The organism is Streptomyces sp. NPDC038200, from assembly GCF_055600785.1.
This window is the reverse complement of the sequence record NZ_JBVJYH010000001.1, coordinates 787,509-813,290: the sequence shown is the minus strand read 5'-3', so window position 1 is coordinate 813,290 and position 25,782 is coordinate 787,509. Positions and strand designations below refer to the sequence as shown.

Genomic DNA, 25,782 nt, shown 5'->3' with positions numbered 1-25,782 from the left:
ATCGAGTGCTGACCGTCTCAGAGCGCTGAATTCGCGCCTGAGGGCGGTCCCCTGATCGCATCGGTCGCAAAAAATGCTGGAAATATCAGCCAGATCGTGCGACACACCGGCCCAATTGGCGGATGGCCCCACGCAAACCCCTCTACCGTGTGAGGCGTGAGCAGCAGCGGCCTCATCTACGCAGTCATTGTCGGGGCCTGGGCCGCCTACTTGGTGCCGATGTGGCTCCGTAGGCAGGACGAGCTGAACGAGGCCCGTCCGACGGAACGCTTCAGCACCGCCATCCGGCTGCTTTCCGGACGGGCGGGCATGGAGCGCCGGTACGCCAGGGACCTGCGGGCGCGCTCCGCCCAGGAGGGGGAGCCGGGAACCGGCGATCCGGACGCCGTCACCGACTCGGTGGACGTCCGGGCCTTCGCCATGCCTCCGACCCGCCGTCAGGTCGGCGTCGGAACCGAGCCCGAGGCGCCCGACGGCACGGAACCAGCGCGTGACCAGGACGCCGCACCGGCGCCCGAGTCCGCCCCCGCGCCCGGGCACCCCTCCGGGACCACACCCGCGCAGCAGCGCGAACCGGGCGCCCGGCGGGCTCCCTCGGCGCAGGCCGCCGCGGCGCGTGCCCGCCGCACGAAGGTCCTGGCACGCCGCCGGCGCACCACCGTGATGCTCTTCCTCTGCTTCACGCTCGGCGCGGTCGTCGCCGCCGTGGGCGGCCTCACCTTCCTGTGGGTGCCCGGCGTGCCGGCCGTGCTGCTCAGCGCGTACATCGCCCACCTGCGGGTGCAGGAGCGCCGGCGCTTCGCCTACCAGATGGACCGCCGGCAGGCCGAGGCCGCCGCCCAGCGCCTGCGTGAGCGCCAGCCGCGCCGGCGCGCGCCCCTCGACGAGGGTCTCGTCGTCGAGGAGCCGGACCAGGACCAGGACACCGGGACCGACACCGGGCTCTCCGCGCTCGCCGCCGACCGGCGCGCCCTCGTCGAGCAGACCGACCACGCCGAGTGGGTCGACCAGCAGCGCGAGCGGCAGCGGCGACCCGGGCACGGGGACAGCTGGGACCCGGTGCCGGTGCCGCTGCCGACGTACGTGACCGCGCCCGTCGCCCCGCGCGCGACCTCCGACGTGGACCTCGGGGCGCCCGACACATGGAGCTCGGCGCGGTCCAGCGCGGTCGTGCCGGAGCACGAGGCGGGCCAGGCGCCGGAGAGCGGGGCCGCCGAGCCGGAGCGGGCGTCCGGGGGCAAGCCGGCGGACGGCCGCGGCGACACCCCGCCGCGCGCCCGCACGCGCTCGCGCGGCGGGAGCGCCGGTGCGGCCTCGGCGCGCCGGGCACGTGAGCGCGGACGCACGCCGCTCTTCGACCAGTACGAGGACGGCGAGCGCCCGCGCGCCGCCAACGAGTGACGAGCCCGCTCTCCCGCCCGGACCGCCCCCGTCGGCAACCCGGCCTCTGACCAGTCAGGGAGCGGATTTCCAAGCACCCCGATCGGGATGCTAGAGTTTCACTCGTTGCAAGGGCCTGTGGCGCAGTCCGGTAGCGCACCTCGTTCGCATCGAGGGGGCCAGGGGTTCAAATCCCCTCAGGTCCACGCACGACTGTTCCCGAGTCAGCTCGGGAATGGTGGACGAAGATCCCGCCGATCATCACGATCGGTCGGGATCTTCGTCGTTTACGGGGCAGGAAGGCGCGGCACCAGGTCGCGCCCAGGTCGGTGGTGACAGGGATCACACCGGTTGGCGCCACTGCGCGTCTCCGCGGACGATCTCTTCACCGGGGGTTGAACCGCAGGGGGATGACGGTGGAGATGCGCCACCTGGTCACGTTCCAGAAGGTCGCGGCGCTGCTGAGTTTCACACGGGCCGCGGAGGAGCTCAGCTACGCGCAGTCGAGCGTGACGACGCAGATCCGCGCGCTGGAGACCTCGCTGGGCACGGAACTGTTCGACCGGCTCGGCGGACGGATCCGGCTGACCCCGGCCGGGGAGAAACTGCTGGAGTACGCCGACCAGATCCTGGCGCTGGTCGAGGCGGCTCGCGCGGACGTGGCCGGCGGGGACGGCCCGTCGGGGACGCTCGTGATCGGCACGATGGAGAGCGTCACCTCCTATCGCATGCCCCCGCTGCTGGAGTTCTTCCACCACCGCTATCCCAAGGTGCAGCTCTCGCTGCGGCCGAGCCTGTGCGCCGAGACCCGGCACGCGCTCCGCCAGGGCGCCTTCGACATCGGCTTCCTCATGGAGCAGGAGACGCGGCACCCGGGACTGGAGTCGGTGGTGCTGGCCGAGGAGCCGCTGGTGCTCGTCGCGGCCCCCGGCCACCCGCTGGCACGGCGGCCGGAGCTGTCCCTGGACGATCTGCGGTCGGTGTCCGTCCTGGCGACCGAGGCCGGATGCGCCTACCGCGATCTGTTCGAGGCGGAGCTGCGCGACACGGCGAGGGCGCCGTTCCTGGAGTTCGGCACCATCGAGGCGATCAAGAAGGGCGTGGTGTCCGGACTCGGGATCGCGCTGCTTCCCCGGGTCACCGCGGCCGCGGAGCTGGAGAAGGGCGAGATGACGGCGCTGCCGTGGGACGCCCCCTTCTCCGTCAGCACCCAGCTGGCGTGGCGCGGAGGCAGACGGCTGTCCCGGGAGCTGAAGCTGTTCATCGATCAGGCGGTGCGGCTGATGCACGAGGAGGGCGTGCCGCCGGACGGCTCGGACTGAACCGCGCCCGCCCTGCGCCGGCCGGCGCCCCACCCCAGGTTGGTGCCCAGGGAAGCCGCCACGATCAGGGGCACGCCCAGGGCCTGCGTCCAGGTGATGTGGTGGCCGTAGACCGCCCAGTCGCAGAGCAGCGCGGCGGCCGGGTACACGAAGGCGAGCACGGCGATCTTCGGCGTGGGCAGCTTCTGGTAGGCGGAGTACATCAGGGCGTACATCACGCCGGTGTGCAGGAGACCGAGGCCGGCGAGCCAGCCCCAGCCGGCGCCGAGGTGCGCGCTCTGGCCGAGGCGGGTGAAGGGCAGCAGCAGCGGGATGCCGAGCAGGACCTGCACCAGCGCGATCAGATGGGGCTTCACTCCGGTCACACGCTTGGTGATGATCGTGGACAGGCCGTAGAACAGGGCGGCCAGCAGGGCGTACCCCAGCCCCACGAGGTAGGCGCTGTCGCCGGAGAGGTCGGAGGCGGAGACGCCGGCGACGAGGACGAGCCCGAGGAAGGCCACGAGCAGCCAGCCCGCCTTCTGGCCCGTGATGCGGTCCTTGAAGAACAGGGCGCCCAGCAGCACCACGAAGAACGGCTGCGTGTGGTAGACGACTGTGGCCACCGAGATGGACGTCCTGCCGTACGCCTCGAAGAGGAACGCCCAGTTGAACACGATGAACACGCCGCCGAGGGCGGCCAGGGCGAGCTTCTTCGGGGTGAAGCCGTGGTTCCTGAAGAAGCCGCGGAGCGCGCAGTACGCGCCGAGGAACAGGGCGCCGAAGACGCACCGGTAGAAGACCACGTTGAACGGTGAGGCGCCGGACTCCACGACGAAGACCCCGATGGTGCCGGACAGCAGCATGGCCGCCGTCAGTTCCACCGCCCCGCGCGTCTCCTGGCCGGCCCCCGCGCCCGATGCGCTCGCCCGTCCCCCTGGTGCACTCATGTCGCCCCTCCCCTTCCGCGAGCCCGGTCCGGCCGGATCGAGGCCCGGTCGGCGCCGGCCCGTGTGCGGCCGGCGCGAGACGACGCTACGAGCTGGGGCGGGACCCGGTCCACGGCCCGCTGGGCAAGGAAACCGATGCCCCCATCGAAGCCGTCGATGGGGCCCGGTGACGCCGGTGGCGGCGGGTCAGAGCCGCTTGGCGAAGCAGAGGCTTTCCTCGTGGTCGCGGTAGTAGCCGAACTTCTTGCAGGGCGCGTAACCGCTGGAGGTGTACAGGGCGATGGCCTCCGGCTGCTTGGTGCCGGTCTCCAGGACCATGCGGATCCGGCCCGCCGTGCGGGCGTCCTCCTCCAGGGCCGCGAGCATGCGGCGCGCCAGGCCCCGGCCGCGCATCGCATCGACGACGTACATGCGCTTCAGCTCCGCGTCCCCGTCCTCGTTGCCCTCGGGGTTGCGGTCCTGGCTGCGCCAGCCGCCGGTGGCCACGGGGCGGTCGAGCTCGTCGTACGCGATCAGGTACACCCCCCGGGGCGGGGTGAAGTCACCGGCGTCCAGGACCGTGGCGTCGCCCCCGTCGCCGTAGCGCAGGTGGTATTCGGCCTGGACCTCGTCGTTGAGCTTCACGGCGTCGGGGTGATCGAAGCGAACAGGGCGTATAAACATGCGGGATATCGTACTTCTATGCAGGCGACGGGTTTCCGGTGGTGCGGACCCCGACCAGTGTGCCGGTATCGTGCCCTGGGTGCTGACTGGGGCCTCGGACGACGCGTCCTGCCGACGAGGTCGACTGTGAGGTCGAGGAGAGTGCTTTGCTGACGGTGACCTCGGTGAACGTGAACGGGTTGCGGGCCGCCGCGAAGAAGGGCTTCGTGGAGTGGCTCGCCGGGACCGACGCGGACGTCGTCTGCCTGCAGGAGGTGCGCGCCGAGCCCCACCAGCTGCCCGAGGAGGTCCGGCAGCCCGAGGGCTGGCACGTCGTGCACGCCCCGGCCGCCGCCAAGGGCCGCGCGGGCGTCTCCCTCTACACCCGGCGCGAGCCCGACCGCGTCCGCGTCGGCTTCGGCTCCGCCGAGTTCGACGGCAGCGGGCGCTACGTCGAGGCGGAGCTGCCCGGCGTCACCGTCGCCTCCCTCTATCTGCCCTCCGGCGAGGTCGGCACCGAGCGGCAGGACGAGAAGATCCGCTTCATGGACGAGTTCCTCGCCCACCTGAAGGACCTGCGCGAGCGGGCCGCCGCCGACGGGCGCGAGGTCCTCGTGTGCGGCGACTGGAACATCGCCCACCAGCAGGCCGACCTCAAGAACTGGCGCGCCAACACCAAGAACTCCGGCTTCCTGCCCGAGGAGCGCGACTGGCTCGGCCGGGTGTTCGCCCCCGAGGAGGGCGGCTACGTCGACGTCGTCCGCGCCCTGCACCCCGACGTCGAGGGGCCGTACACCTGGTGGTCCTACCGGGGGCGGGCTTTCGACAACGATTCGGGGTGGAGGATCGACTACCACGGCGCCACGCCCGGGCTCGCCGGCAAGGCGGTCAAGGGGTTCGTGGAGCGCGCGGCCACGCACGCCGAGCGGTGGTCGGACCACGCGCCGGTCACCGTCGTCTACGACCTCTGAGCATCCGGCCCGCTCTCAGCGGGCCTTGTTCAGCCGCCGGTCCAGGGCCAGGGAGAGTTCCGCCTCCACGACGCTGCGGGCCAGGGGGCGCAGGCGCTGCAGGTCTTCCTCGGGGGCGTGGCGCAGGATCAGGTCGGTGAAGAGCGCGGCCAGGGCTTCGGCGTGGTCGCGGACGCGGGCGGCGGAGGCGAGGACCTCGGCGAGCGGGATGCCCTCGCGGACCAGCGCCGAGGAGACGTCCAGCAGGCGCCGGCTGATGTGGACGATCTCGTCGCCGTCGGTGCCGAGGTAGCCCAGTTCCATGGCGGCGGCGAGATTGTCCGGGGTGACCTCGCCCTCGAAGCGGGCCGCGAGTTCCTCGGGGGTGAGGCGGACCGGTTCCTCCTCGGTGGGCGTGCCGACGCCGAGCACGTCCGCGACGTCCCGGCCGTGGTCGAAGGCCTCGGCCAGCTCCGCGATGCCGTTCAGGGTGTGGCCGCGCTCCAGGAGCGCCGCGATGGTGCGCAGGCGGGCCAGGTGGTGGTCGTCGTACCAGGCGATGCGGCCCTCGCGGCGGGGCGGCGGGAGCAGCTTGCGCTCGCGGTAGAAGCGCAGGGTGCGCACGGTGATGCCGGCCAGCCGGGCCAGTTCCTCCATGCGGTACTCGCGCGGGACCTCGGGTGGTGCCGACCCCGGGCGCGCCGGCGGGGCGGCCCGCTCCGGGCGCGTGGGCGGGGCGGCCGGGTCCGGGTGTGCCTCCGTGCGTTCTGCGTCCTCTGCCACGCCCGCAGCCTAAGGTGTACCGCCGGTAACTTCCCCCTCGCGCCCCCTACCGCTCGGTACGCGGCTGCTCTACAGTCCCATTGCGCCAGTAATCACTGGCAGAGTTCGCACGAGTTCCTAGGCGATGCGTGGAGGCTTCGGGATGGCCCAGCACGAGCATGTACGGGTGGCGGTGATCGGGTCCGGGTTCGGCGGGCTGGGGGCCGCGGTGCGGCTGCGCCGCGAGGGGATCACCGACTTCGTCGTTCTGGAGCGCGCCGACAGCGTCGGCGGCACCTGGCGGGACAACAGTTACCCCGGGTGCGCCTGCGACGTGCCCTCGCACCTCTACTCCTTCTCCTTCGCGCCCAACCCGGACTGGCCGCGCACCTTCTCCGGGCAGCGGCACATCCGCGCCTACCTGGAGCACGTCACCGACCTGTTCGGACTGCGCCCGCACCTCCGCCTCGACTCCGAGGTGAAGCTGATGACCTGGGACAACGACAAGCTGCGGTGGAACATCGAGACCGCTCGCGGCTCGCTGACCGCCGACGTCGTCGTCTCCGCCACCGGGCCGCTGTCCGACCCGAAGATCCCCGAGATCCCGGGCCTGGAGTCCTTCCCGGGCAAGGTGTTCCACTCCGCCCGCTGGGACCACGACTACGACCTGCGCGGCAAGCGGGTCGCCATGGTCGGCACCGGTGCGTCCGCGATCCAGATCGTGCCCGCCATCCAGCCGCAGGTCGGCCGGCTCACCCTCTTCCAGCGCACCCCGCCGTGGGTGATGCCCCGCGTCGACCGCGCCATCAGCGGCGCCGAGCGGTGGCTGCACCGGCGGCTGCCCCTCACCGCCCAGGCCCGGCGCGGACTGCTGTGGGGCATCCGGGAGCTGCAGGTGCAGGCGTTCACCAAGCACCCGGACGAACTCGGCCTCGTCGAACAGCTGGCCAAGCGCAACATGGCCCGCTCCGTCAAGGATCCCGCCCTGCGGGCCAAGCTCACCCCGGACTACCGCATCGGCTGCAAGCGGATCCTGCTGTCCAGCACGTACTACCCGGCGCTGGCCCGCCCCAACGTGGACGTCGTGGCGAGCGGACTCGCCGAGATCCGCGGGTCGACGGTGGTCGCCGCCGACGGCACCGAGGCCGAGGTCGACGCGATCATCTTCGGTACGGGCTTCCACGTCACGGACATGCCGATCGCCGAGCGCGTGGTCGGGACCGAGGGCATCACGCTCGCGGAGTCCTGGAAGAACGGCATGCAGGCGCTGCGCGGCGCCTCGGCGGCCGGGTTCCCGAACTGGATGACGATCATCGGCCCCAACACCGGCCTCGGGAACTCCTCCATGATCCTGATGATCGAGTCCCAGCTGAACTACATGGCCGACTACCTGCGCCAGCTCGACGTCCTCGGCGGCCGTACCGCCCTCGACGCCCGGCCCGCCGCCGTGGAGAACTGGAACCACGAGGTCCAGGAGCGCATGAAGCGGACCGTGTGGAACACCGGCGGCTGCACGAGCTGGTACCTGGACGCGAGCGGTCGCAACACCACCATCTGGCCCGGTACGACGACCGAGTTCCGGCGCGCGACCCGGCGGGTGGACCTCGGCGAGTACGAGGTCGTCCGCAAGCCGGTGGCGGGGGCCTCGGTGGCCCGCGAGCGCAGCGAGGCCACCGCATGAGCCGGCGCCCCTCCGTGCCCCGCGGCGCCTCCGTCACCTCCGGCCCGTACGCCCCGCCCGTTCCCTCCCGCACGCTGACCGCGGTCTCCGCCGACGGCGCGCGACTGCACGTCGAGGTGCACGGCCCCGAGGACGCGCCCCCGGTCGTCCTCTCCCACGGCTGGACCTGCTCGACGGCGTTCTGGGCTGCCCAGATACGGGACCTGGCGGCCGATCACCGGGTGATCGCCTACGACCAGCGGGGGCACGGGCGCTCTCCCGCGAGCCGGGCGTGTACCACCCACGCGCTGGCGGACGATCTCGAAGCGGTACTCGCGGAGACACTCGCGCACGGGGAGAAGGCGCTGATCGTCGGCCATTCCATGGGCGGCATGACGGTCATGGCCGCGGCCGGGCGCCCCCGCTTCCGGGAGCACGCCGCCGCTGTTCTGCTGTGCAGCACGGGCAGTTCGCGGCTGGTCGCCGAGGCGCGCGTGGTGCCGTTGCGCGCCGGTCGGGCACGCACCTGGATCACCGGGCGCATTCTCGGTTCACGCGCCCCCCTCGGTCCGGTGACGCCGGTCGCGAAGAGCATCCTCAAGTACGCCACCATGGGCGCCGCTTCCGCACCGCACCGGGTGGAGGCGTGCGCGCGGATCGTGCACGCCTGTCCACGCGCCGTGCGCCATGCGTGGGCGGCCGTACTGGAGGCGCTCGATCTCGACCACGGCGTACGGGAGTTGCAGGCGCCCACCGCGGTGCTGCACGGCGCTTCCGACCGGCTCACGCCCCCGGTGCACGCCCACGCGCTGGTCGCCGCGCTGCCGCAGTGTGTCGGTCTCACCGAACTGCCCGGCATCGGCCACATGACCCCGATCGAGGCTCCCGAGCCGGTGACCGGCAGGATCCGGGAGCTTGTCACCACGTACGTCACGGGGGACGGCCCCGAGCGGGACCACGAGCACCGTGCCACCCCCGCGCAGATCAAGGAGGGCGCATGAGCAAGGTCAGCCTCGAAGGACAGGTCGCGGTCGTCACCGGAGCGGCGCGCGGCGTCGGCGAACTGCTGGCGCGCAAGCTGTCCGCGCGCGGGGCGAAGGTCGCGCTGGTCGGGCTGGAGGAGGAGGCGCTCAAGGAGGTCTCCGGGCGGCTGCACAGCGACAGCGACCACTGGTACGCCGATGTCACCGACCACGAGGCGATGAGCCGGGTCGCGCAGGAGGTGAAGGAGCGGTTCGGGAAGGTCGACATCGTGGTCGCCAACGCCGGTGTGGCGACCGGCGGTCCGTTCGCCGACTCCGATCCGCAGGCGTGGCGGCGGGTGATCGAGGTGAACCTGATCGGTTCCGCCGTGACCGCGCGGGCGTTCCTGCCGGTGCTGGTCGAGAGCCGGGGCTATCTGCTGCAGATCGCCTCGCTCGCCGCGATCACGCCGGCGCCGATGATGACGGCGTACTGCGCGTCCAAGTCGGGTGTGGAGGCGTACGCGCACAGCCTGCGCGCCGAGGTCGGCTACCAGGGGGTGCGCGTGGGCGTCGGGTACCTGTCGTGGACCGACACCGACATGGTGCGCGGCGCCGACCAGGACGACGTGATGCGGGAGTTGCGGCAGCGGCTGCCCTGGCCGTCGAACAAGACGTACCCGCTGGGGCCCGCGGTGGACCGGATCGTCGCCGGCATCGAGCGGCGCTCGGCGCATGTGTACGGGCAGTGGTGGCTGCGCGGTATGCAGGGCGTGCGCGGCTGTCTCCCGGCGCTCATCGGGACGGTCGGGCAGCGCGAGATGAAGCGGTTCGCGCCCCGGCTCCAGGGGATGAGTTCCGGGCTGGTCGGCGCGGGGGGTGCGGCCGACGAGGCGGCTCGCGCTACGCACCGTAACTGATCGACATGCGCAGGGTGTTCGCCCGTGTGAATCTGGTCGAGGCCCCTCCGAGGGGCCGAATCCCCACCCACACCCACCACGGGAGTGAACCCACATGGGTATGAAGGACCAGTTCCAGGACAAGTCGCGCCAGGCCAAGGAGAAGGTGGACCAGGCTCGCGAGAAGGCCGGCCAGCGTGGTCAGCAGACCCGCCAGGGCGGCCAGGGCGGCCAGAGCGGTCACCAGGGCGGCCAGGGCGGCCAGGGCGGCCAGGGCCGCCAGGGGCAGCAGACCCAGCGCGGCGGTCAGAACCACCGCGACATCGAGGACACGGAGCAGCAGATGGAGGACCGGTTCGATCAGGACTACGACGCCTGACCGCTGCGCTCGGCCTCGGCCGGTATGACGTGGGGCGCCCTTCTTCGCGGAGGGCGCCCTGCGCCGCGTTCCGGGTGACGGGCCGCGCCGCTCTGTGGCATTTCCGGGTGACGGGCCGCGCCGCTCTGCGGCAGGAGCGGCGTCGTGTGGTCACGTCGCGTTCCGGGACTGGCCCGCGTTGTCAGGCCGGCCCCGTGGGTCTCGGGGGCAGCTTCGGGCGTGCTCGGTTCGGTACCTCGCTGTAGTCCGGCGGGATCGCCGCGGGGTTGGACCGCAGGAGGTCCAGGGCGAGCCGGACCGCGTCGTCGAGCTGGGCGTGGCGGCCCTCCGCCCAGTCCAGCGGGGTGCGCAGGACCTCCAGGTCGGGGGAGACGCCGTGGTTCTCGACGGACCAGCCGTAGGCGTCGAACCAGGCCGCGTTCATCGGGACGGTGATGACCGTGCCGTCGCCGAGGCGGTGCCGGCCGGTCATGCCGACGACCCCGCCCCAGGTGCGCTGGCCGACGACCGGGCCGAGTCGCAGCAGCTTGAACGCGGCGGTGATCATGTCGCCGTCCGACGAGGTCGCCTCGTCGGCCAGGGCCACCACCGGCCCGCGGGGCGCGTTGGAGGTGTACGACACCGGCTGCGCGTCCCGGGTCAGGTCCCAGCCCAGGATCGTGCGGGTCAGCTTCTCGATGACGAGTTCGCTGATGTGCCCGCCGGCGTTGCCGCGCACGTCCACGATGAGCGCGGGCCGGGACACCTCCATGCGCAGGTCGCGGTTGAACTGGGCCCAGCCGGAGCCGCCCATGTCGGGGATGTGCAGGTAGCCGCACTTGCCGCCGCTCAACTCGCGGACGACCTCGCGGCGTTTGGCCACCCAGTCCTGGTAGCGCAGCGGCCGTTCGTCGACGAGCGGGACGACGGCGACCCGCCGGGGCCGCCCGCTGCCGCCCTCCGCCGGGGTGAACGTCAGCTCCACGGTCGTCCCGCCCGAGCCGGCGAGCAGCGGATAGGGGCCGGTGAGCGGGTCGACCGGGCGGCCGTCCACGTGGGTCAGGGCGGCGCCCTCGCGGATGCCCGTGCCGGCCAGCGGTGAGCGGGCCTTGGAGTCGGAGGAGTCGCCGGGCAGGACGCGCTTGACCGTCCAGTGGCCGTCGCGGCGGACCAGGTTGGCGCCGAGGAGGCCCTGCCAGCGCTGGTAGTGGGGCGGGCCCTCGTTGCGGCGGGCGGCGGTGACGTAGGCGTGGGAGGTGCCGAGTTCACCGAGCACCTCGCGGAGCAGGTCGGCGAACTCGTCCGGGGACGCGACCCGTTCGACCAGCGGACGGTACTGGGTGAGCACCGCGTCCCAGTCGATCCCGCACATGCCCGGATCCCAGAAGTAGGCGCGGATCAGACGGCCGGCCTCGTCGTACGCCTGGCGCCACTCGGCGGGCGGGTCGACCACGTGCAGGATGCGGCGCAGGTCGATCCAGGCGGTCGTGTCGCCGTCGCCGATCTCGGTCGACGGCACCGCCCGCAGGTCGCCCTCGTCCACGACGACCAGCCGGGTGCCGTCGCCGCTCACCGCGAACCAGTCCAGGTGGTCGACGAGTTCGGACTTCTTCGCCTTGGGGATGTTGAAGTACTCGAGGCTCGGACGGCCGCTGATGTCGGCGGGGTTGGCGAAGGTCTCGCCGAGCGCGCCGGAGATCGGCCAGCGCAGCCAGACCAGGCCGCCGCCCGCGACCGGGTGGAGCGCGGAGTACTTGGAGGCGATGACCGGGAACGGCGTGACCCGGTTGGCCAGTCCCTCCACCTCGACCATGACCGTGCCGGCCTCTCCGGGCTCCTCGTCCTCCATCGGATCGAGTCCGCCTGCGGCCGGGCGGCCCTCGGGGTTGAGGGCGAAGGGGGAGGGGGTCGCCGAGGAGAGCGGGACGAGGTACGGGCGGCAGCCCAGGGGGAAGGACAGGTCGCCGGTGTGGACGTCGTAGACCGGGTCGAAGCCGCGCCAGGAGAGGAAGGCGAGGTAGCGGCCGTCGCGGGTGAAGACCGGGTTCTCGTCCTCGAAGCGGCCGTTCGTCACGTCCACGACCAGGCGGTCCTTGATGCGGGCCAGCTTGATCTGGCGCAGAGAGCGGCCGATACCGGGGTGCGACCAGGTGATCCAGGAGCCGTCCGGGGAGAAGGCGAGGTCGCGGACGGGGCCGTTGAGCGACCGGATCAGCTCGGTCACCCCGCCGTTCGCACCGTCGGCACCGGGTTCTCCGGCGGCCGCGGCACCGGGTTCAGCGGCAGGCGAGCTGTCCGTACCCGGCCCGTCGGCCCCCGCCCCCTCACTGCCCGACCCGTCACTGCCCGCCCCCTCGGGCCCCGGGCTTTCGGGCCCCGAGCCCTCGGCGTCCGATTCTTCGGCCCCCGAGCCCTCGGCGCCTGAGCCCTCAGTGCCTGGGCCCTCAGTGCCTGGGCCCTCGGCCTCCGACCCCTCGGCACCGGAGCTGTCGGCCCCCGTCCCTTCGGCCGTGCCGGTCTCCGGGGCGGACTCGGCGAGTTCCTCCTCCGGCACGTCGATCAGCAGCAGCCGTCCGTCATGGGACGCGACCGCCAGCCGTTCTCCCAGGGGGTCGGCGACCATCTCCAGGACCCGCCCCAGTGCGCCGGAGGCCAGCCGGCGGGGCGCGCGGTCGCCGCTCGCGCGGGGGAGCTGGGCGATCTCGACGGCGTCCTCGCCCTCGGCGTCCGTGACATAGGCGATCTGCCCGGTCGAGCCCAGCATCTCGGGCAGCCGCACCCGGACGCCGGGCGTGTCGGTGATCGTACGGGCCGGGCCGTCGCGGTGGGTGAGCCAGTACAGACTGCCGCGGACGACGACCGCGCTGGCCCGGCCGGTCTCGTCCACGGAGATGCCGTCGACGTTCTGCGCGGCGGGCACCTGGTAGGGGCGGCGTCCCGTGCGCGGGCCGGCGAGCCGGATGTCGAGCCGGCGGGGTTCGCCGCCGGGGGAGAGGTCGTCCACCAGCCACAGGTCGCCCGCGCACTGGTAGACCACCCGGTCGCCGTCGGTGGAGGCGTGCCGGGCGTAGAAGGCGTCGTGGTCGGTGTGGCGGCGCAGGTCGGTGCCGTCGTAGGCGCAGGAGTAGAGGTTGCCGACGCCTTCGTGGTCGGAGAGGAAGGCGACCCGGCCGGCGACGAACATCGGGGAGGCCAGATGGCCGTCGAGGTCCGGCAGCAGGCGCTGCCCGTGCAGCCACAGGCGGCCCATGGCGCCGCCCCGGTACCGCTTCCAGGACGCCGGTTCGTGGGGTGGGGTGCCGGTGAGCAGGAGGGTCTTGCGTTCACCGTCGATGTCGGCGACCTGGATGTCGGTGACCGGGCCCCAGGGCAGGCGTCCGCCCGGGTCGCCGTCGGTGGGCACCTTGTAGCCCCAGGTGAAGTGCGAGAACGGCTGCCCGTGGCTGGCCACCGCGAGGATGTCGCCGTCCGGGGTCCAGCCGCAGACCTGCGTGTCGGTGCTGCCCCAGTACGTCAGCTGCCGCGCGGGTCCGCCGTCGACGTCGGCGAGGTGGATCTCGGGGACGAGACTGCGCCAGCTCGTGTAGGCGATGCGGCGGCCGTCGGGGGAGAAGCGCGGGTGTCCCTCTTTCGTGCGGTCCGCCGTGAGGCGCCAGGCGCGGCCCGGGGTGTCGAGCGGGGCCACCCAGAGGTCGTCCTCGGTCACGAAGCACAGCAGGTCGCCGTTGAGGTGGGGAAGGCGGAGATAGCTCACCTTCCCATGCTTTTCCGGTCAAACGGCGGCAGCAACTTCTGGGTGTCGGGAACGGGCGCCTTATGGGACCTTCACCTTCGTGACCCAACACACGTACGAAACTGTTTCGTTTCGCAAGCGGACGGGGTATCTTCATGGAGGTACGAAGAAGGATCCGGAGCGGGAAGGTGACTGACATGGCCGAAGCCGTCACGGCGGCCCGTCGCAGTCGGATCACGCCCGAGCGTGAGGCCGAGTTGTACGAGGCCGTGCTCGACCTGCTCCGCGAGGTAGGTTACGACGCCCTCACCATGGACGCCGTGGCCGCCCGCACCCGGTCCAGCAAGGCCACGCTCTACCGCCAGTGGGGCGGCAAGGCCGAGCTGGTGGCGAAGGCCGTGCGGCACAACAAGCCGGGTGGCTCCGCCGACGAGGTCGACACCGGGTCCCTCCGCGGTGACCTGCACGCCCTCACCCTGCGCTCGGACGACTGCGAGATGGAGCAGAACTCCGCGCTGATGCGGGGCCTGGCCATGGCGATGCACGGCAACCCGGACCTCCTGCGGGCGTTCCGGGACCATCTGATCGATCCGGAGACGGCGGCGTTCCGACGCGTGCTGCAACGGGCGATCGACCGGGGCGAGGTCCGTGCGGACAACCCCGCGATCGACTACGTGATGCACATGATGATCGGCGGCTTCGCCGCCCGCACGCTCATCGACGAGCAGCCCCCGACGCAGTCCTTCCTCCTGTCGTACATCGACGCCGTGGTCCTCCCCGCCCTCGGCGTCCCCACCAGCTGAACGCCTTCCCCCGGCAAGCCCACCACCTGACGTCACCGCTCACGTCGTCGGGCTGATCACCCCTGCCCTGATGAACCCACGACCTGACCGGGAGTACGCCTCCGTGGCCACGTTCCTCTACAAACTCGGCCGGCTCGCCTTCCGGCGACGCCACTTCGTCGCCCTCATATGGGTCGCGCTGCTCACCCTCGCCGGGGTGGGCGCCGCCTCCGCGCCGCCCGCCGGCAACACGTCCTTCTCCATCCCCGGTACCGAGGCGCAGAAAGCCTTCGACCTGCTGGAAGAGCGCTTCCCCGGGATGAGCGCCGACGGCGCCACCGCCCGGGTCGTCTTCAAGGCGCCCACCGGCGAGAAGATGACCGACGCGGACAACAAGGCCGCCGTCCGCAAGACCGTCGAGGAGCTGAAGAGCGGCTCCGAGGTCGTCTCCGTCGCCGACCCCTACACCGGGCACGCCGTCAGCAAGAACGGTTCCGTCGCCTACGCCTCGGTCAAGTACAAGGTCTCCGGCATGGAACTGGAGGACTCCTCCCGGGACGCCCTGAAGGAGGCCGCGCGGCATGCGCAGGACGCCGGGCTGACCGTCGAGATCGGCGGTGACGCGCTCAGCGCGACGCCGGAGACCGGCTCCAGCGAGGTCATCGGCATCGCCATCGCCGCCGTCGTCCTCGTCATCACCTTCGGCTCCCTGCTCGCCGCCGGGCTGCCGCTGCTGACCGCGATCATCGGCGTCGGCATCGGCGTCTCCTCGATCACCGCGCTCGCGTCCACCCTGGACCTGGGCTCCACCACCTCCACCCTGGCGACGATGATCGGCCTCGCCGTCGGCATCGACTACGCCCTGTTCATCGTCTCCCGCTACCGCGCCGAACTCGCCGAGGGACGCGAGCGCGAGGAAGCCGCCGGCCGCGCCGTCGGCACGGCGGGCTCGGCCGTGGTCTTCGCCGGCCTGACCGTCGTCATCGCCCTGGTGGGACTCTCCGTCGTCAACATCCCGATGCTGACGAAGATGGGCGTCGCCGCGGCGGGCACCGTCGCCATCGCCGTACTGATCGCCCTGACGATGATCCCCGCGCTCCTCGGCTACGCCGGCCGCAAGGTCAAGCCGACCGGCGAGAAGAGCAAGCTGCTCGGCGGCGGCCGTACCCCGAAGAACCCGGGCCGGGCCAACATGGGCACCCGCTGGGCCAGCTTCGTCGTCCGCCGCCCGGTGGCCGTCCTGCTGCTCGGCGTGCTCGGCCTCGGCGCGGCGGCGCTCCCGGCCTCCTCCCTGGAACTGGGCCTGCCCGACGACGGCTCCCAGCCCACCTCCACCACCCAGCGCCGCGCCTACGACCTCCTGTCCGAGGGCTTCGGCCCCGGCTTCAACGGCCCGCTGATGGTCGTCGTCGACGCCAAGGGCAGCGCCGACCCCAAGGCCGCCTTCACCAAGGTCGGTGACGAGATCAAGGGCCTGAAGGACGTCGTCACGGTCACGCCGGCCACGCCGAACAAGGCCGGCGACACCGCGACCATCACGGTCGTGCCGAACTCCAAGCCGTCGTCCGCGACGACCGAGGACCTGGTCCACGCCATCCGTGACAAGGGCGCGGACATCGCCTCGGAGACCGACTCCACGCTCCTGGTCACCGGCTCGACGGCGATGAACATCGACGTCTCGCAGAAGCTGAACGACGCGCTCCTGCCGTACCTCGCCCTGGTGGTCGGCCTGGCGTTCCTGCTGCTGATCGTGGTCTTCCGCTCGATCCTGGTCCCGCTGAAGGCGGCCCTCGGCTTCCTGCTCTCGGTGCTCGCCGCGCTCGGCGCCGTCGTCGCGGTCTTCCAGTGGGGCTGGCTGTCCGGCCTGATGAACGTCGAGGAGACCGGCCCCGTCATGTCGATGATGCCGATCTTCATGGTGGGCGTCGTCTTCGGCCTCGCGATGGACTACGAGGTGTTCCTCGTGACCCGCATGCGGGAGGCCTACGTCCACGGCGAGAAGCCCAGCCAGGCGGTGGTGACGGGCTTCAAGCACGGCGCACGGGTCGTGACCGCCGCCGCGGTCATCATGATCGCCGTCTTCTCGGGCTTCATCGGCTCCAGCGAGTCGATGGTCAAGATGATCGGCTTCGGCCTCGCGATCGCCGTCTTCTTCGACGCGTTCATCGTCCGCATGGCCATCGTCCCGGCGGTGCTCGCCCTGCTGGGCCGGCGCGCCTGGTGGCTGCCGAAGTGGCTGGACCGCGCCCTGCCCAACGTGGACGTCGAGGGCGAGGGGCTGCGCGCCCACACCGACCTCGGCGAGGAGAAGGAGCTGGTACGCGTCTGACGTACCGCGCCTGACACAGAGCGGCCGGTGAGGGTGCCCGTGGGGACGGGGCTGCACCCTCACCGGCATTCTGCTTTCCGTCATGGGCGGCACGGGTGAAAACCCCATGAGTACGGCTCCGGCGATGTCGTAGCGTGCTCACCATGACGACGACAGCCGCCACCGACGCCGAAGAGTTCGGGGCCCACCCCCGGTTCGCCGAAGCGCTTCGGGCGCTCGGGCTGGACGAGGTCCTCGCCCGCACCCGGCGGTTCCCGGAGGCCACTCGCACCGCGGCCGAGGCCGCCGCCGCGATCGGCTGCGAGCTGAGCCAGATCTGCAAGTCCCTGGTCTTCGCCGCCGACGGGGTGCCGGTGCTGGTCCTGATGGACGGCACCTCCCGCGTGGACGTGGAGCGGGTGCGGGCGGAACTGGGCGCCGGGAAGGTCACCCGCGCCGACGCCGGCGTCGTCCGCGAGACCACCGGGTACGCCATCGGCGGCGTGCCGCCCTTCGGGCACCGCACCCGCACCCGAGTCCTCGCCGACCGCTCGCTGCTCGCGCACGACGTGGTGTGGGCGGCGGCCGGAACGCCGTACACCGTCTTCCCGGTCGAACCGAAGGAACTCGTCGCCCACGCGGGCGCGGCACTGGTGGACGTGCGCGAGCAGACCGCGTGACGCCGGTCGTCGCGGCGGCCGTCCTGTTCGCCGCCGTCACCCACGCCGGCTGGAACGCCATCGCGCACCGCATCACCGACAAGCTCGTCGGCTTCACCCTGATATCCGGCGGCGGGCTGCTGATCGGGCTCGCGACGATCCCGTTCGTGGCGTTCCCGGCGGGGCCCGCCTGGCCGTACCTGTGCGCCTCCGCCGCCGTGCACATCGCCTACTACGCCCTGCTGATGACCTCGTTCCGGCTGGGCGACTTCGGCCAGGCGTACCCCCTCGCGCGCGGCAGCGCCCCGCTCCTCGTCACGCTGCTCGCCGCCGTCTTCGCGCACGAGGTGCCCGGCGCCTGGGCGAGCGCCGGGATCGCCGTCTCCTGCCTCGGCCTGACCGGTGTCGGCCTGTGGGGGCTGCGCGGCGACCGGCCCGACTGGGCGGCGATCGGCGCGGCCCTCGCGACCGGCGTGACGATCGCCGCGTACACGGTCGTCGACGGCATGGGCGTCCGTGCCGCGCACTCCCCGCTCGGGTACATCGCCTGGCTCATGGTCGTCCAGGGGGCCGTCATCCCCCTCTTCCTGTACGCACGCGCGCGGGGCGAGACCGTACGGCTGCTCCGGCCGTTCGCCGTGCTCGGCCTCCTCGGCGCCGCCCTGTCCGTCGCCGCGTACGCCCTGGTCCTGTGGGCGCAGACCCGGGCCCCGCTCGCTCCGGTCGCGGCGCTGCGCGAATCGTCCATCATCGTCGGCGCGGCCATCGGCGCGCTGTTCTTCAAGGAGCGGTTCGGGGCGTCCCGGATCGTGGCGGCGGGGCTGGTGGTCGTGGGGATCGGGTTGATGCTGCGCGCGGGGTAGCGCGTGCGGTGCCGCGGGTGCCGACATGACGGCCGGGGTGCCGTGGCGCACCCTGGAAGCAGCGATTCTCGGAGGTGGTCGTCATGATGCACACCGCTGTCGGATGGCACGTCGAGCTGGAGTTCAAGGAGGAGGACGATCAGCACACGCGCGCGGTCGCCATGGTGCGTCTGCCCGACGGCACCGAGGTCCGGGCGCACGGCCGCGCCAGCAGGCACACCGTCGACGCGAACCAGCCCCGGGTGGGCGAGGAGATCGCCGGCGCCCGTGCTCTCAACGAACTGGCCATGCAGCTGCTGACCAAGGCCCATGGGGAGATCGACGCGGAGTCCGGGCGGATCTCGCATCCGATCAACGTGTGACACACCCTCACCGGCGCGTGCCGAGGGCGCCCGCGCCTAGGCGAGCGCCGTGCGCACCGCCCGTACCAGCGCCTGCGCCCTCGGGTCCGCCGTCACGCTCTGCCGGAAGCCGTTGGTGACGTAGCCGAAGGCGATGCCGGTCTCCGGGTCGGCGAAGGCGAGGGCGCCGCCGCGGCCCGGGTGTCCGAAGGAGCCGGGGGAGAGCAGCGGGGACGCGGCGCCGTGCAGCATCGGGCCGAGGCCGAAGCGGGTGCCGACGACCAGGACCCGGTCCGGCCCGGCGGACCGCTCGGTGCGGGCCAGTTCCATGGTCCGCGGGGTGAACAGGCGGCTGCCGCCCTCGACCTCGCCGATGAGGGACGCGTAGAAGCGGGCCAGTCCGTCGGCCGTGGCGATGCCGTTGGAGGCGGGCAGGGCGGCGGCGCGGTAGGCGGGGTCGTTCTCGTCGGGGAGCGGGGTGATCGCGGCGAACGCGCGGCGGGTCAGGGAGTCCGGGTCGGCGTACGCCTCGGCCACCGCGCGCTTGGGGCGGGTCTTCAGGCCGCCCGCGCTCTCGGGCGGGTCCACCGGGCCGACGCGGCCCACGCGCGCGTGCTCGGACTCCGGCAGGCCGAGCCAGAGGTCGGCGCCGACGGGCCCGGCGATCTCGTCCGCTATCCACGCGCCGACCGGGCGGCCGGTGATCCGGCGCAGCAGTTCGCCGGTGAGCCAGCTGTAGGTCTGGGCGTGGTAACCGTGGTCCGTGCCCGGTTCCCACACCGGTGCCTGGGCGGCGACGGCAGCGGCGCCCAGGTCGGGGTCGGCGGCCTCGGCGGGGGTCAGCGGCCGGTCCAGCACGGGCACGCCCGCCCGGTGCGCGAGCAGGTCCCGTACGCGCGTGTGCTCCTTGCCGGCCGCCTTGTACTCCGGCCAGTACGTGCCGACCGGGGCGTCCAGGTCCAGCTCGCCGCGCTGGTGCAGGAGCAGCAGCGCGGCGGCGGCGACGCCCTTGGTGGCGGAGCGCACGATCTGCGCGGTCCCGGGCTCCCAGGGCGCCGTACCGTCCACGTCCCTGGTGCCGGCCCACAGGTCGACGACCCGGTGGCCGTCGCGGTAGACGGCGACGGCCGCGCCGCGCTCGCCGAGCAGCGCGAAGTTCGCTGCGAACGCCTCCCTGACCGGCTCGAAGCCCTCGGCCACAGTGCCGTTCACGTCCACGCCCGCCGTCCCTTCCGATCGTCTGCGACAGGGGGTGCAACAGCGGCTGCCCGCCTGCGATTCCTCGGTGGAACGGGGGCGGGAGTGACCTGTCTCTCAGCGGTAGGGCCCGGGTCAGCCCAGCACGATGGTCACGTCGATGTTGCCGCGGGTCGCGTTCGAGTACGGGCACACCTCGTGCGCCGCGTCGACCAGCCCGGCCGCCACCTCGGGGTCGAGGATCGGCAGCGAGACGCTGAGGGCGACCGCGAGGCCGTAGCCGCGGTGCTTGTTGGGGCCGATGCCGACCTTCGTGGCCACGGTGGAGCCGGTCAGGTCGTAGCCCGCGCGGTTGCCGACCAGGATCAGCGCGTTGTGGAAGCAGGAGCTGTACCCGGCCGCGAACAGCTGCTCCGGGTTCGTGCCGTCGCCGTCGCCGCCCAGCTCCGGAGGCATCGCGACCTTCAGCTCGATCCGGCCGTCCTGGCTGGTGACATAGCCGTCCCGGCCGCCGTGGGCGGTGGCCTCGGCGACGTACACGATCTTCGTCGGACGTGTGTCCGCAGCGGTGCCCTCGGTCATGGCCGGCCTCCCCCGGAACAAGTGGCGCACAAGTACATCGTGCACAAGGTACTGGCTGGTAGGTATGCCGGGCGGAGTGGGGGGAGCAACCGGGGGTAACCCCGGACGCGCCTGGGGCTCGCGGGGTCGGCGGGGCCGGGGGACGACCCCGGACGCGCTCGGGGTGCGCGAGGTCAGCGGGCGCGCTTCGCCGCGCCTTCCGCCCGCTCCGCGAGCTGCCGCAACTCCTCGCGCAACCTCGCCACCTGCGACGCGTCGAGCGCCGTGGCGGTGAGCAGCGCGCCGGGTACGCGCGCCGCGCGCTCCCGGAGTTCCTCCCCGCGCCCGGTGCACGCCACGAGCACCGAGCGCTCGTCCTCGGCCGCACGCTCCCTGCGCACCAGACCCGCCGCCTCCAGCCGCTTCAGCAGCGGCGAGACGGTGCCGTAGTCCAGCCGCAGCGCGCCCGCCAGCTCCTTCACGCCGGTCTCCCCGCGCTCCCACAGGACCAGCAGCACGAGGTACTGCGGATAGGTGAGCCCCAGGTCGTCCAGCAGCGGGCGGTACGCGGCGGTCACGGCGCGCTGCGCGGCGTACAGCGCGAAGCACAGCTGGTCGTCCAGCAGCAGCGAGCCCTCGGCGGCAGGGTCCTGGTTCGTCACGCGCCCATTGTCACGGACTTCGGGTCGAAGCCGAACGGCAGCTCCAGCCGGTGCGCCCGCATCAACTCCTCGTCGGAGAGCAGAGCGCCGGTCGGGCCGTCCGCCGCGATCACACCGTCGCTGAGGACGAGCGAGCGCGGGCACAGCTCCAGGGCGTACGGCAGGTCGTGCGTGACCATGAGGACCGTGACGTCCAGGGAGCGCAGGATGTCGGCCAGCTCCCGGCGGGAGGCCGGGTCCAGGTTGGAGGACGGCTCGTCCAGGACCAGGATCTCCGGCTCCATGGCGAGCACGGTGGCCACCGCCACACGGCGGCGCTGCCCGAAGGACAGGTGGTGCGGCGGCCGGTCGGCGAAGTCCTGCATCCCGACCCGCTCCAGCGCGGTGCGCACCCGCTCCTCCAGCGCGGCTCCCCTGATCCCGGCGGCGGCCGGCCCGAACGCCACGTCCTCCCGCACGGTCGGCATGAACAGCTGGTCGTCGGGGTCCTGGAAGACGATGCCGACCTTCTGCCGGATCGCCGCCATGTGCTCCTTGCCCACCGGCAGCCCGGCCACGGTCACCGTGCCGGTGCCGCCGCCCAGGATGCCGTTGAGGTGCAGCACCAGGGTCGTCTTGCCGGCGCCGTTGGGGCCGAGGAGGGCGACCCGTTCACCGCGGGCCAGGGAGAAGTCCACGCCGAACAGGGCCTGGTGCCCGTCCGGGTAGGCGAAGGCGAGGCCGGAGACCTCCAGCGAAGGTGCGGACGCAGCAGTACTCACAGGACCCATCCCAGCAGACAGACGACGAGAGCGGCACAGGGGAGCGCGAGGGCGAGCCGCCACTGCGCCCCGGACGCGGTCACCTCGTCGATGACCGGCATCGCGCCGGCGTACCCCCGGCTCACCATGGCCAGGTGCACGCGCTCCCCGCGCTCGTAGGAGCGGATGAACAGCGCGCCGGCGGACTTGGCGAGCACGCCCCAGTGCCGCACGCCCTTCGCCTCGAAGCCGCGCGACTCCCGGGCGATCCGCATCCGGCGCATCTCGTCGGCGATGACGTCACCGTAGCGGATCATGAAGGACGCGATCTGCACGAGCAGCGGCGGCAGCTTCAGCCGTTGCAGCCCCAGGAGGAGTTCGCGCAGCTCGGTGGTGGCGGCCAGCAGTACGGAGGCGGCGACGCCGAGTGTGCCCTTGGCGAGCACGTTCCAGGCGCCCCACAGCCCGTTCACGCTGAGCGAGAGCCCCAGCACGTGCACCCGCTCGCCCTCCGCCACGAACGGCATGAGCACCGCGAACGCGACGAACGGCACCTCGATCAGCAGCCGCCCGAGCAGGAAACCGGCGGGCACGCGCGCGTGGCGCGCGACGGCCGCGAGCAGCACCGCGTACACCGCGAACGCCCACATCGCCTCGCGCGGGGTCGACACCACGACCACCACGAACAGGAACGCGGCGGCGAGCTTGGTGTGCGGCGGCAGGCCGTGCACGGGCGAGTGCCCGTGCCGGTAGAGCCGGTGCGTGTGGCCCGCTCCCACGTCAGACGCCGGTGTTCACGGGGGACACGTCCGCGTCGCGCCGCCTGCGCAGCACCCAGAACACCGCGCTGCCCGCGACGATCGTGACACCGACGCCGATCACGCCCGCGAGGCCGCCGGAGAGTCGGGCGTCGGAGACGTCCTTGACACCGTAGTCGGCGAGCGGCGAGTCGGACGCGGCGTGCTTCTCCGCCTTCTTGTCGATCCCCTTGTCGTGCGCGACCTTCTCCAGGCCGTCGGGGTCGGCGGAGGCGTAGAAGCTGACGAAGCCGGCGAGCACGAGGGAGGTGACGAGGCCGGTCACCCACAGCGTGCGCCGCGAGGTGCGCGCCGCCACGGGCGCCGTGGGAGCCGGGGCGTCCACCAGTGCGCCGTTCACGCGCAGCCGGAGCCGCTGCCGCAGGCCGCGCGCGCCGTGCACCAGGTCCGGGCGCACGGCGATGACGGCGCCGACCGTGAGCGCGGTGATGACCGCCTCGCCGATGCCGATCAGCACATGCACGCCGATCATCGCGGTGGCCACCTTGCCGATGGAGACGTCGGTGGTGCCGCCGATCGCGTAGATCAGGGTGAAGGCGACCGCGGCGGCCGGCACGGAGACCAGCGCGGCGACGAAGGAGGCGACGGTCACCGAGCGCCGCTTGCGGGGCAGCACGGCGAGCAGGCCGCGGAAGACGGCGTACGAGACGACCGTCGTGACGATGGCCATGTCGGTGATGTTCACGCCGAGCGCGGTCAGCCCGCCGTCGGCGAACAGCACCCCCTGCATGAGCAGCACGACCGACACGCACAGCACGGCCGTGTACGGGCCGACGAGTATGGCGGCCAGCGCCCCGCCCAGCAGATGGCCGCTGGTCCCGGCGGCGACCGGGAAGTTCAGCATCTGTACGGCGAAGATGAACGCCGCCACCAGACCGGCCAGCGGGGCGGTGCGTTCGTCGAGTTCGCGGCGGGCGCCGCGCAGGCTCACCGCGAGGGCGCCGGCGGCGACCACTCCGGTGACGGCGGAGGTGGGGGCGTCGATGAATCCGTCAGGTACGTGCACCGTTCAATTTTAGGGGCTTGTTGCGAAGGATTCGCAAGAACCAGTTCGTCGTCGTCCGGCTCGGGAAAGAGGGCGGCTCCGAGGGCGGGAACCAGGAAATGTGCGACATTGGAGTGGAAGCGGATGCACAGCTTTCGCATAGGTCACTGAGCGTGAGAGGGCGGTCCGATGTCTGTAGTCGAACAGTACGCACGCGCCCATATCGTCACGGACGAGGAGGATCCGGGGGCCGTACCCGTAGTGCTGCGGTACGACCCCGACAGCGATCCACGGTCGGTGCGGGTCGGCCTGCCGGGGCCGCACGAGTGGACCTTCTCCCGCGCGCTGCTCGAACGGGGACTGCGGGCACCGGCCGAGAGCGGCCATGTCCGGGTGTGGCCCTGCGGGCGGGTCCAGGCGGTCGTCGAGTTCCACTCCGACAACGGTGTCGAGGTGGTGCAGTTCGAGTCGAAGGCGCTGGTCAGATTTCTGCGCCGGACCTACACCGTCGCGCCCGTACGGAGCTGATCAGCCGCCCAGCTTGAGCAGCTTCGCCACGATCGGGCCCGCCGTGTCACCGCCGTGCCCGCCCGCCTGGACGACGCCCGCGGCGGCGAGATCGCCGCGGTAGGCGGTGAACCAGCCGTTCGGCTTCTTCTGTCCGTCGACCTCCGCCGAGCCGGTCTTCGCGCCGTAGTCCGGGCCGAGCCCGGCCATCGCCTCGGCGGCCGTGCCGTACCCGGCCGTGTACCGCATCAGCTCGCGCAGCTGGGACAGCGTCTTGCCCGACAGGGTGCGCGAGGCGGTGGCCAGCGTGCGGTGGTCCACGGACGGCGACACCAGGTACGGCTGGTGGAAGGAGCCCGCCTTCACGGTCGCCGCGACCGAGGCCATGTTCAGCGGGTTCATCCGCACCCCGCCCTGCCCGATCAGCGCGGCCGCCATCTGCGCCGCGGACTGCACCGGCACGGAACCGTCGAAGGTCGGCACGCCGATCGCCCAGTTGTTCCGCGACAGCCCGAAGACCTGCTGGGCCTGCCGGGTCAGGTCGTCGTTCTCGAGCTTCTTCGCCTGGCTGATGAACGCGGTGTTGCAGGAGCGGGCGAAGCTCGCCTTGAACGTGCCGCCCTTGATCTCGAAGTCGTCGTCGTTGTGGAACTTCCAGCCGCCGTAGGTGACCGTCTTCGGGCAGGGGTGCGACTTGTCCACCGACGCCAGGCCCTTGTCGATCAGCAGCGACGACGTGATGATCTTCATCGTGGAGCCGGGCGCGAGGGAGCCCTGGAAGGCCGTGTTGAATCCGTGGCCGCTGTTGGCGACCGCGAGGATCTCCCCGGTCGACGGCCGCAGGACGACCACCGAGGCGCGCGTGCGCTTGGCCACCTGCTGCTCGGCCGCCGCCTGCAGGGTGGGGCTGAGCGTCGTCTTCACCGTGCCCGGAGTGCCCTTGCTCAGCTCCACCAGCGTCTTGTCGGACAGCTTGGCGGCCTTGGCCGCCTTGCCGCGCACCACGCGCAGCTCGACGCCCGCCGTGCCGCCCGCCTGCTTGCCGTACTTCTCCCGCAGTCCGTCCAGCACCGTGCCCAGGGACGGGTACGCGGCGGCCGTCACCTCGCCGCCGTCGCGGTCCAGCGCCTTGACCGGCGGGGTGCCGGACGCGCCGGTGACGAGCCTGTCGCCGTCCTTCAGGTCCGGGTGGAGCACGGCCGCGTGCCAGTCGACGAGCGGACTGCCGTCGCTCGTCCGGCGTACGACGGTGAAGGAACTGCGGTACGCCAGCGGCTTGCCGAGGCCCCGGTAGGCGACCGTCGCCTTCACGGAGAACGGCACCCGCGCGCCCTTCGCCGCGCCCGGGGTGAGCGTGACGTCCTTCAGACGGGCGTCCTTGGCGTAGCCGGTGAGCAGCTTGCCGGCGGCCGACGGGTCGTCCGTGGCGGCCGCCGCCTCGCCGACCTTGCCGTGCTGCCAGGCGGTGAGGAAGCGGGTGGCGGCCGCATGGACCTCGGCCGAGGTGAGCGGGCCGGTCCTGACGGTCTTGTGGCCGGCGGAGGCGGCGGCTCCCTCGTCGGCCGCGGCCCCGCCGTCGTACAGCGCGTAGACGCCGAACCCGGCACCGCCGACCACCACGGCGATCATCCCGCCGAGCACGGCGGGTCGGGTCTTCCGTCGCTCGGCGACGCGCCTTCTCTTGCCCACAGCCTCAGTTCCTCCGCGCCTTCACCCAGGGTCCCCGTGGCCCTCACCATCCCCAACGACGGCAATCACCTTA

General features: G+C 72.4%; 24 protein-coding genes and 1 tRNA gene. 14 read left to right on the top strand and 11 right to left on the bottom strand.

Annotation, left to right across the window (positions count from 1 at the left end):
* Positions 1 to 156 precede the first annotated feature (156 nt).
* The 3 genes from sepX to ACZ7KF_RS03370 all read left to right on the top strand — a co-directional run bounded on the left by sepX (position 157) and on the right by ACZ7KF_RS03370 (position 2,702).
* The gene (sepX, locus tag ACZ7KF_RS03380; RefSeq protein WP_471068980.1) at positions 157 to 1,401 is read left to right on the top strand and encodes a divisome protein SepX/GlpR; all 1,245 of its coding nucleotides are present in this window, start codon (positions 157 to 159) and stop codon (positions 1,399 to 1,401) included.
* A gap of 111 nt (positions 1,402 to 1,512) precedes the next feature.
* Positions 1,513 to 1,586 (top strand) — tRNA-Ala (locus ACZ7KF_RS03375).
* Between the two features lie 204 nt (positions 1,587 to 1,790).
* A complete protein-coding gene (locus ACZ7KF_RS03370) occupies positions 1,791 to 2,702 on the top strand; it encodes a LysR family transcriptional regulator (RefSeq protein WP_471068978.1) in 912 nt (303 codons plus the stop codon).
* Here the strand turns inward: ACZ7KF_RS03370 and ACZ7KF_RS03365 are convergent.
* Both ACZ7KF_RS03365 and ACZ7KF_RS03360 read right to left on the bottom strand, forming a co-directional pair.
* Complete coding sequence (locus tag ACZ7KF_RS03365) at positions 2,648 to 3,631, bottom strand: DMT family transporter (RefSeq protein WP_471068976.1); 984 nt, start codon at positions 3,629 to 3,631, stop codon at positions 2,648 to 2,650. The two genes, ACZ7KF_RS03370 and ACZ7KF_RS03365, sit on opposite strands and share 55 nt — an antisense overlap.
* A gap of 186 nt (positions 3,632 to 3,817) precedes the next feature.
* Positions 3,818 to 4,294, bottom strand: a complete 477-nt coding sequence (locus tag ACZ7KF_RS03360; RefSeq protein ID WP_471068974.1) for a GNAT family N-acetyltransferase — start codon at positions 4,292 to 4,294, stop codon at positions 3,818 to 3,820.
* A gap of 146 nt (positions 4,295 to 4,440) precedes the next feature.
* On the opposite strand from ACZ7KF_RS03360, the gene ACZ7KF_RS03355 reads away from it, so the two are divergent.
* Positions 4,441 to 5,244, top strand: a complete 804-nt coding sequence (locus ACZ7KF_RS03355; RefSeq protein ID WP_471068973.1) for an exodeoxyribonuclease III — start codon at positions 4,441 to 4,443, stop codon at positions 5,242 to 5,244.
* Positions 5,245 to 5,259: 15 nt separating this feature from the next.
* Here ACZ7KF_RS03355 and ACZ7KF_RS03350 read toward each other — a convergent pair whose 3' ends face one another.
* Positions 5,260 to 5,880, bottom strand: a complete 621-nt coding sequence (locus ACZ7KF_RS03350) for a MerR family transcriptional regulator (protein ID WP_471069567.1) — start codon at positions 5,878 to 5,880, stop codon at positions 5,260 to 5,262.
* Between the two features lie 268 nt (positions 5,881 to 6,148).
* Here ACZ7KF_RS03350 and ACZ7KF_RS03345 point away from each other — a divergent pair, with 268 nt between their 5' ends.
* From ACZ7KF_RS03345 to ACZ7KF_RS03330, 4 genes are all read left to right on the top strand, one after another.
* Entirely contained in the window at positions 6,149 to 7,666 is a 1,518-nt protein-coding gene (locus ACZ7KF_RS03345; protein WP_471068971.1) for a flavin-containing monooxygenase, read from the top strand.
* Positions 7,663 to 8,646, top strand: coding sequence for an alpha/beta fold hydrolase (locus tag ACZ7KF_RS03340; protein WP_471068969.1), 984 nt, complete (start codon positions 7,663 to 7,665; stop codon positions 8,644 to 8,646). The genes ACZ7KF_RS03345 and ACZ7KF_RS03340 overlap by 4 nt, the downstream gene beginning before the upstream one ends.
* Entirely contained in the window at positions 8,643 to 9,527 is an 885-nt protein-coding gene (locus ACZ7KF_RS03335; protein ID WP_471068968.1) for an SDR family oxidoreductase, read from the top strand. The genes ACZ7KF_RS03340 and ACZ7KF_RS03335 overlap by 4 nt, the downstream gene beginning before the upstream one ends.
* Before the next feature lie 94 nt (positions 9,528 to 9,621).
* Positions 9,622 to 9,885, top strand: coding sequence for a hypothetical protein (locus tag ACZ7KF_RS03330; RefSeq protein ID WP_471068967.1), 264 nt, complete (start codon positions 9,622 to 9,624; stop codon positions 9,883 to 9,885).
* A 181-nt stretch (positions 9,886 to 10,066) separates the two neighbouring features.
* On the opposite strand, the gene ACZ7KF_RS03325 is transcribed toward ACZ7KF_RS03330, so the two are convergent.
* Positions 10,067 to 13,618, bottom strand: a complete 3,552-nt coding sequence (locus tag ACZ7KF_RS03325; protein ID WP_471068966.1) for a S41 family peptidase — start codon at positions 13,616 to 13,618, stop codon at positions 10,067 to 10,069.
* Positions 13,619 to 13,794: 176 nt separating this feature from the next.
* Between ACZ7KF_RS03325 and ACZ7KF_RS03320 the strand changes: the two genes are divergently transcribed.
* The 5 genes from ACZ7KF_RS03320 (at position 13,795) to ACZ7KF_RS03300 (ending at position 18,571) form a co-directional block, all read left to right on the top strand.
* Positions 13,795 to 14,400 carry a TetR/AcrR family transcriptional regulator gene (locus ACZ7KF_RS03320; protein ID WP_471068964.1) on the top strand — a complete coding sequence of 202 codons (606 nt, stop codon included), beginning with the start codon at positions 13,795 to 13,797 and terminating at the stop codon, positions 14,398 to 14,400.
* Positions 14,401 to 14,503: 103 nt separating this feature from the next.
* Complete coding sequence (locus ACZ7KF_RS03315) at positions 14,504 to 16,708, top strand: MMPL family transporter (RefSeq protein WP_471069566.1); 2,205 nt, start codon at positions 14,504 to 14,506, stop codon at positions 16,706 to 16,708.
* A gap of 143 nt (positions 16,709 to 16,851) precedes the next feature.
* Entirely contained in the window at positions 16,852 to 17,367 is a 516-nt protein-coding gene (locus tag ACZ7KF_RS03310) for a YbaK/EbsC family protein (protein ID WP_471068962.1), read from the top strand.
* Positions 17,364 to 18,209, top strand: a complete 846-nt coding sequence (locus ACZ7KF_RS03305) for an EamA family transporter (protein ID WP_471068960.1) — start codon at positions 17,364 to 17,366, stop codon at positions 18,207 to 18,209. The genes ACZ7KF_RS03310 and ACZ7KF_RS03305 overlap by 4 nt, the downstream gene beginning before the upstream one ends.
* An 83-nt stretch (positions 18,210 to 18,292) precedes the next feature.
* Positions 18,293 to 18,571 (top strand): DUF1876 domain-containing protein, encoded by a 279-nt coding sequence (locus tag ACZ7KF_RS03300; protein WP_471068959.1) that lies wholly within the window; start codon positions 18,293 to 18,295, stop codon positions 18,569 to 18,571.
* Between the two features lie 36 nt (positions 18,572 to 18,607).
* Here ACZ7KF_RS03300 and ACZ7KF_RS03295 read toward each other — a convergent pair whose 3' ends face one another.
* From ACZ7KF_RS03295 to ACZ7KF_RS03270, 6 genes are all read right to left on the bottom strand, one after another.
* Positions 18,608 to 19,768 (bottom strand): serine hydrolase domain-containing protein, encoded by a 1,161-nt coding sequence (locus tag ACZ7KF_RS03295; RefSeq protein WP_471068957.1) that lies wholly within the window; start codon positions 19,766 to 19,768, stop codon positions 18,608 to 18,610.
* Positions 19,769 to 19,882: 114 nt separating this feature from the next.
* Positions 19,883 to 20,329: an organic hydroperoxide resistance protein gene (locus ACZ7KF_RS03290; RefSeq protein WP_471068955.1), complete on the bottom strand. Its 447-nt coding sequence runs from the start codon at positions 20,327 to 20,329 to the stop codon at positions 19,883 to 19,885.
* Positions 20,330 to 20,502: 173 nt separating this feature from the next.
* A complete protein-coding gene (locus ACZ7KF_RS03285; RefSeq protein ID WP_471068953.1) occupies positions 20,503 to 20,970 on the bottom strand; it encodes a MarR family winged helix-turn-helix transcriptional regulator in 468 nt (155 codons plus the stop codon).
* Positions 20,967 to 21,740 carry an energy-coupling factor ABC transporter ATP-binding protein gene (locus ACZ7KF_RS03280; protein WP_471068951.1) on the bottom strand — a complete coding sequence of 258 codons (774 nt, stop codon included), beginning with the start codon at positions 21,738 to 21,740 and terminating at the stop codon, positions 20,967 to 20,969. The genes ACZ7KF_RS03285 and ACZ7KF_RS03280 overlap by 4 nt, the downstream gene beginning before the upstream one ends.
* Positions 21,728 to 22,489, bottom strand: a complete 762-nt coding sequence (gene cbiQ, locus ACZ7KF_RS03275; protein WP_471068949.1) for a cobalt ECF transporter T component CbiQ — start codon at positions 22,487 to 22,489, stop codon at positions 21,728 to 21,730. The genes ACZ7KF_RS03280 and cbiQ overlap by 13 nt, the downstream gene beginning before the upstream one ends.
* A gap of 1 nt (position 22,490) precedes the next feature.
* Positions 22,491 to 23,534 carry an energy-coupling factor ABC transporter permease gene (locus ACZ7KF_RS03270; RefSeq protein ID WP_471068947.1) on the bottom strand — a complete coding sequence of 348 codons (1,044 nt, stop codon included), beginning with the start codon at positions 23,532 to 23,534 and terminating at the stop codon, positions 22,491 to 22,493.
* A 168-nt stretch (positions 23,535 to 23,702) separates the two neighbouring features.
* On the opposite strand from ACZ7KF_RS03270, the gene ACZ7KF_RS03265 reads away from it, so the two are divergent.
* Entirely contained in the window at positions 23,703 to 24,041 is a 339-nt protein-coding gene (locus tag ACZ7KF_RS03265) for an SsgA family sporulation/cell division regulator (protein WP_471068945.1), read from the top strand.
* Here the strand turns inward: ACZ7KF_RS03265 and ACZ7KF_RS03260 are convergent, their stop codons facing one another.
* Positions 24,042 to 25,709 carry a penicillin-binding transpeptidase domain-containing protein gene (locus tag ACZ7KF_RS03260; protein WP_471068943.1) on the bottom strand — a complete coding sequence of 556 codons (1,668 nt, stop codon included), beginning with the start codon at positions 25,707 to 25,709 and terminating at the stop codon, positions 24,042 to 24,044.
* Positions 25,710 to 25,782: the final 73 nt, after the last annotated feature.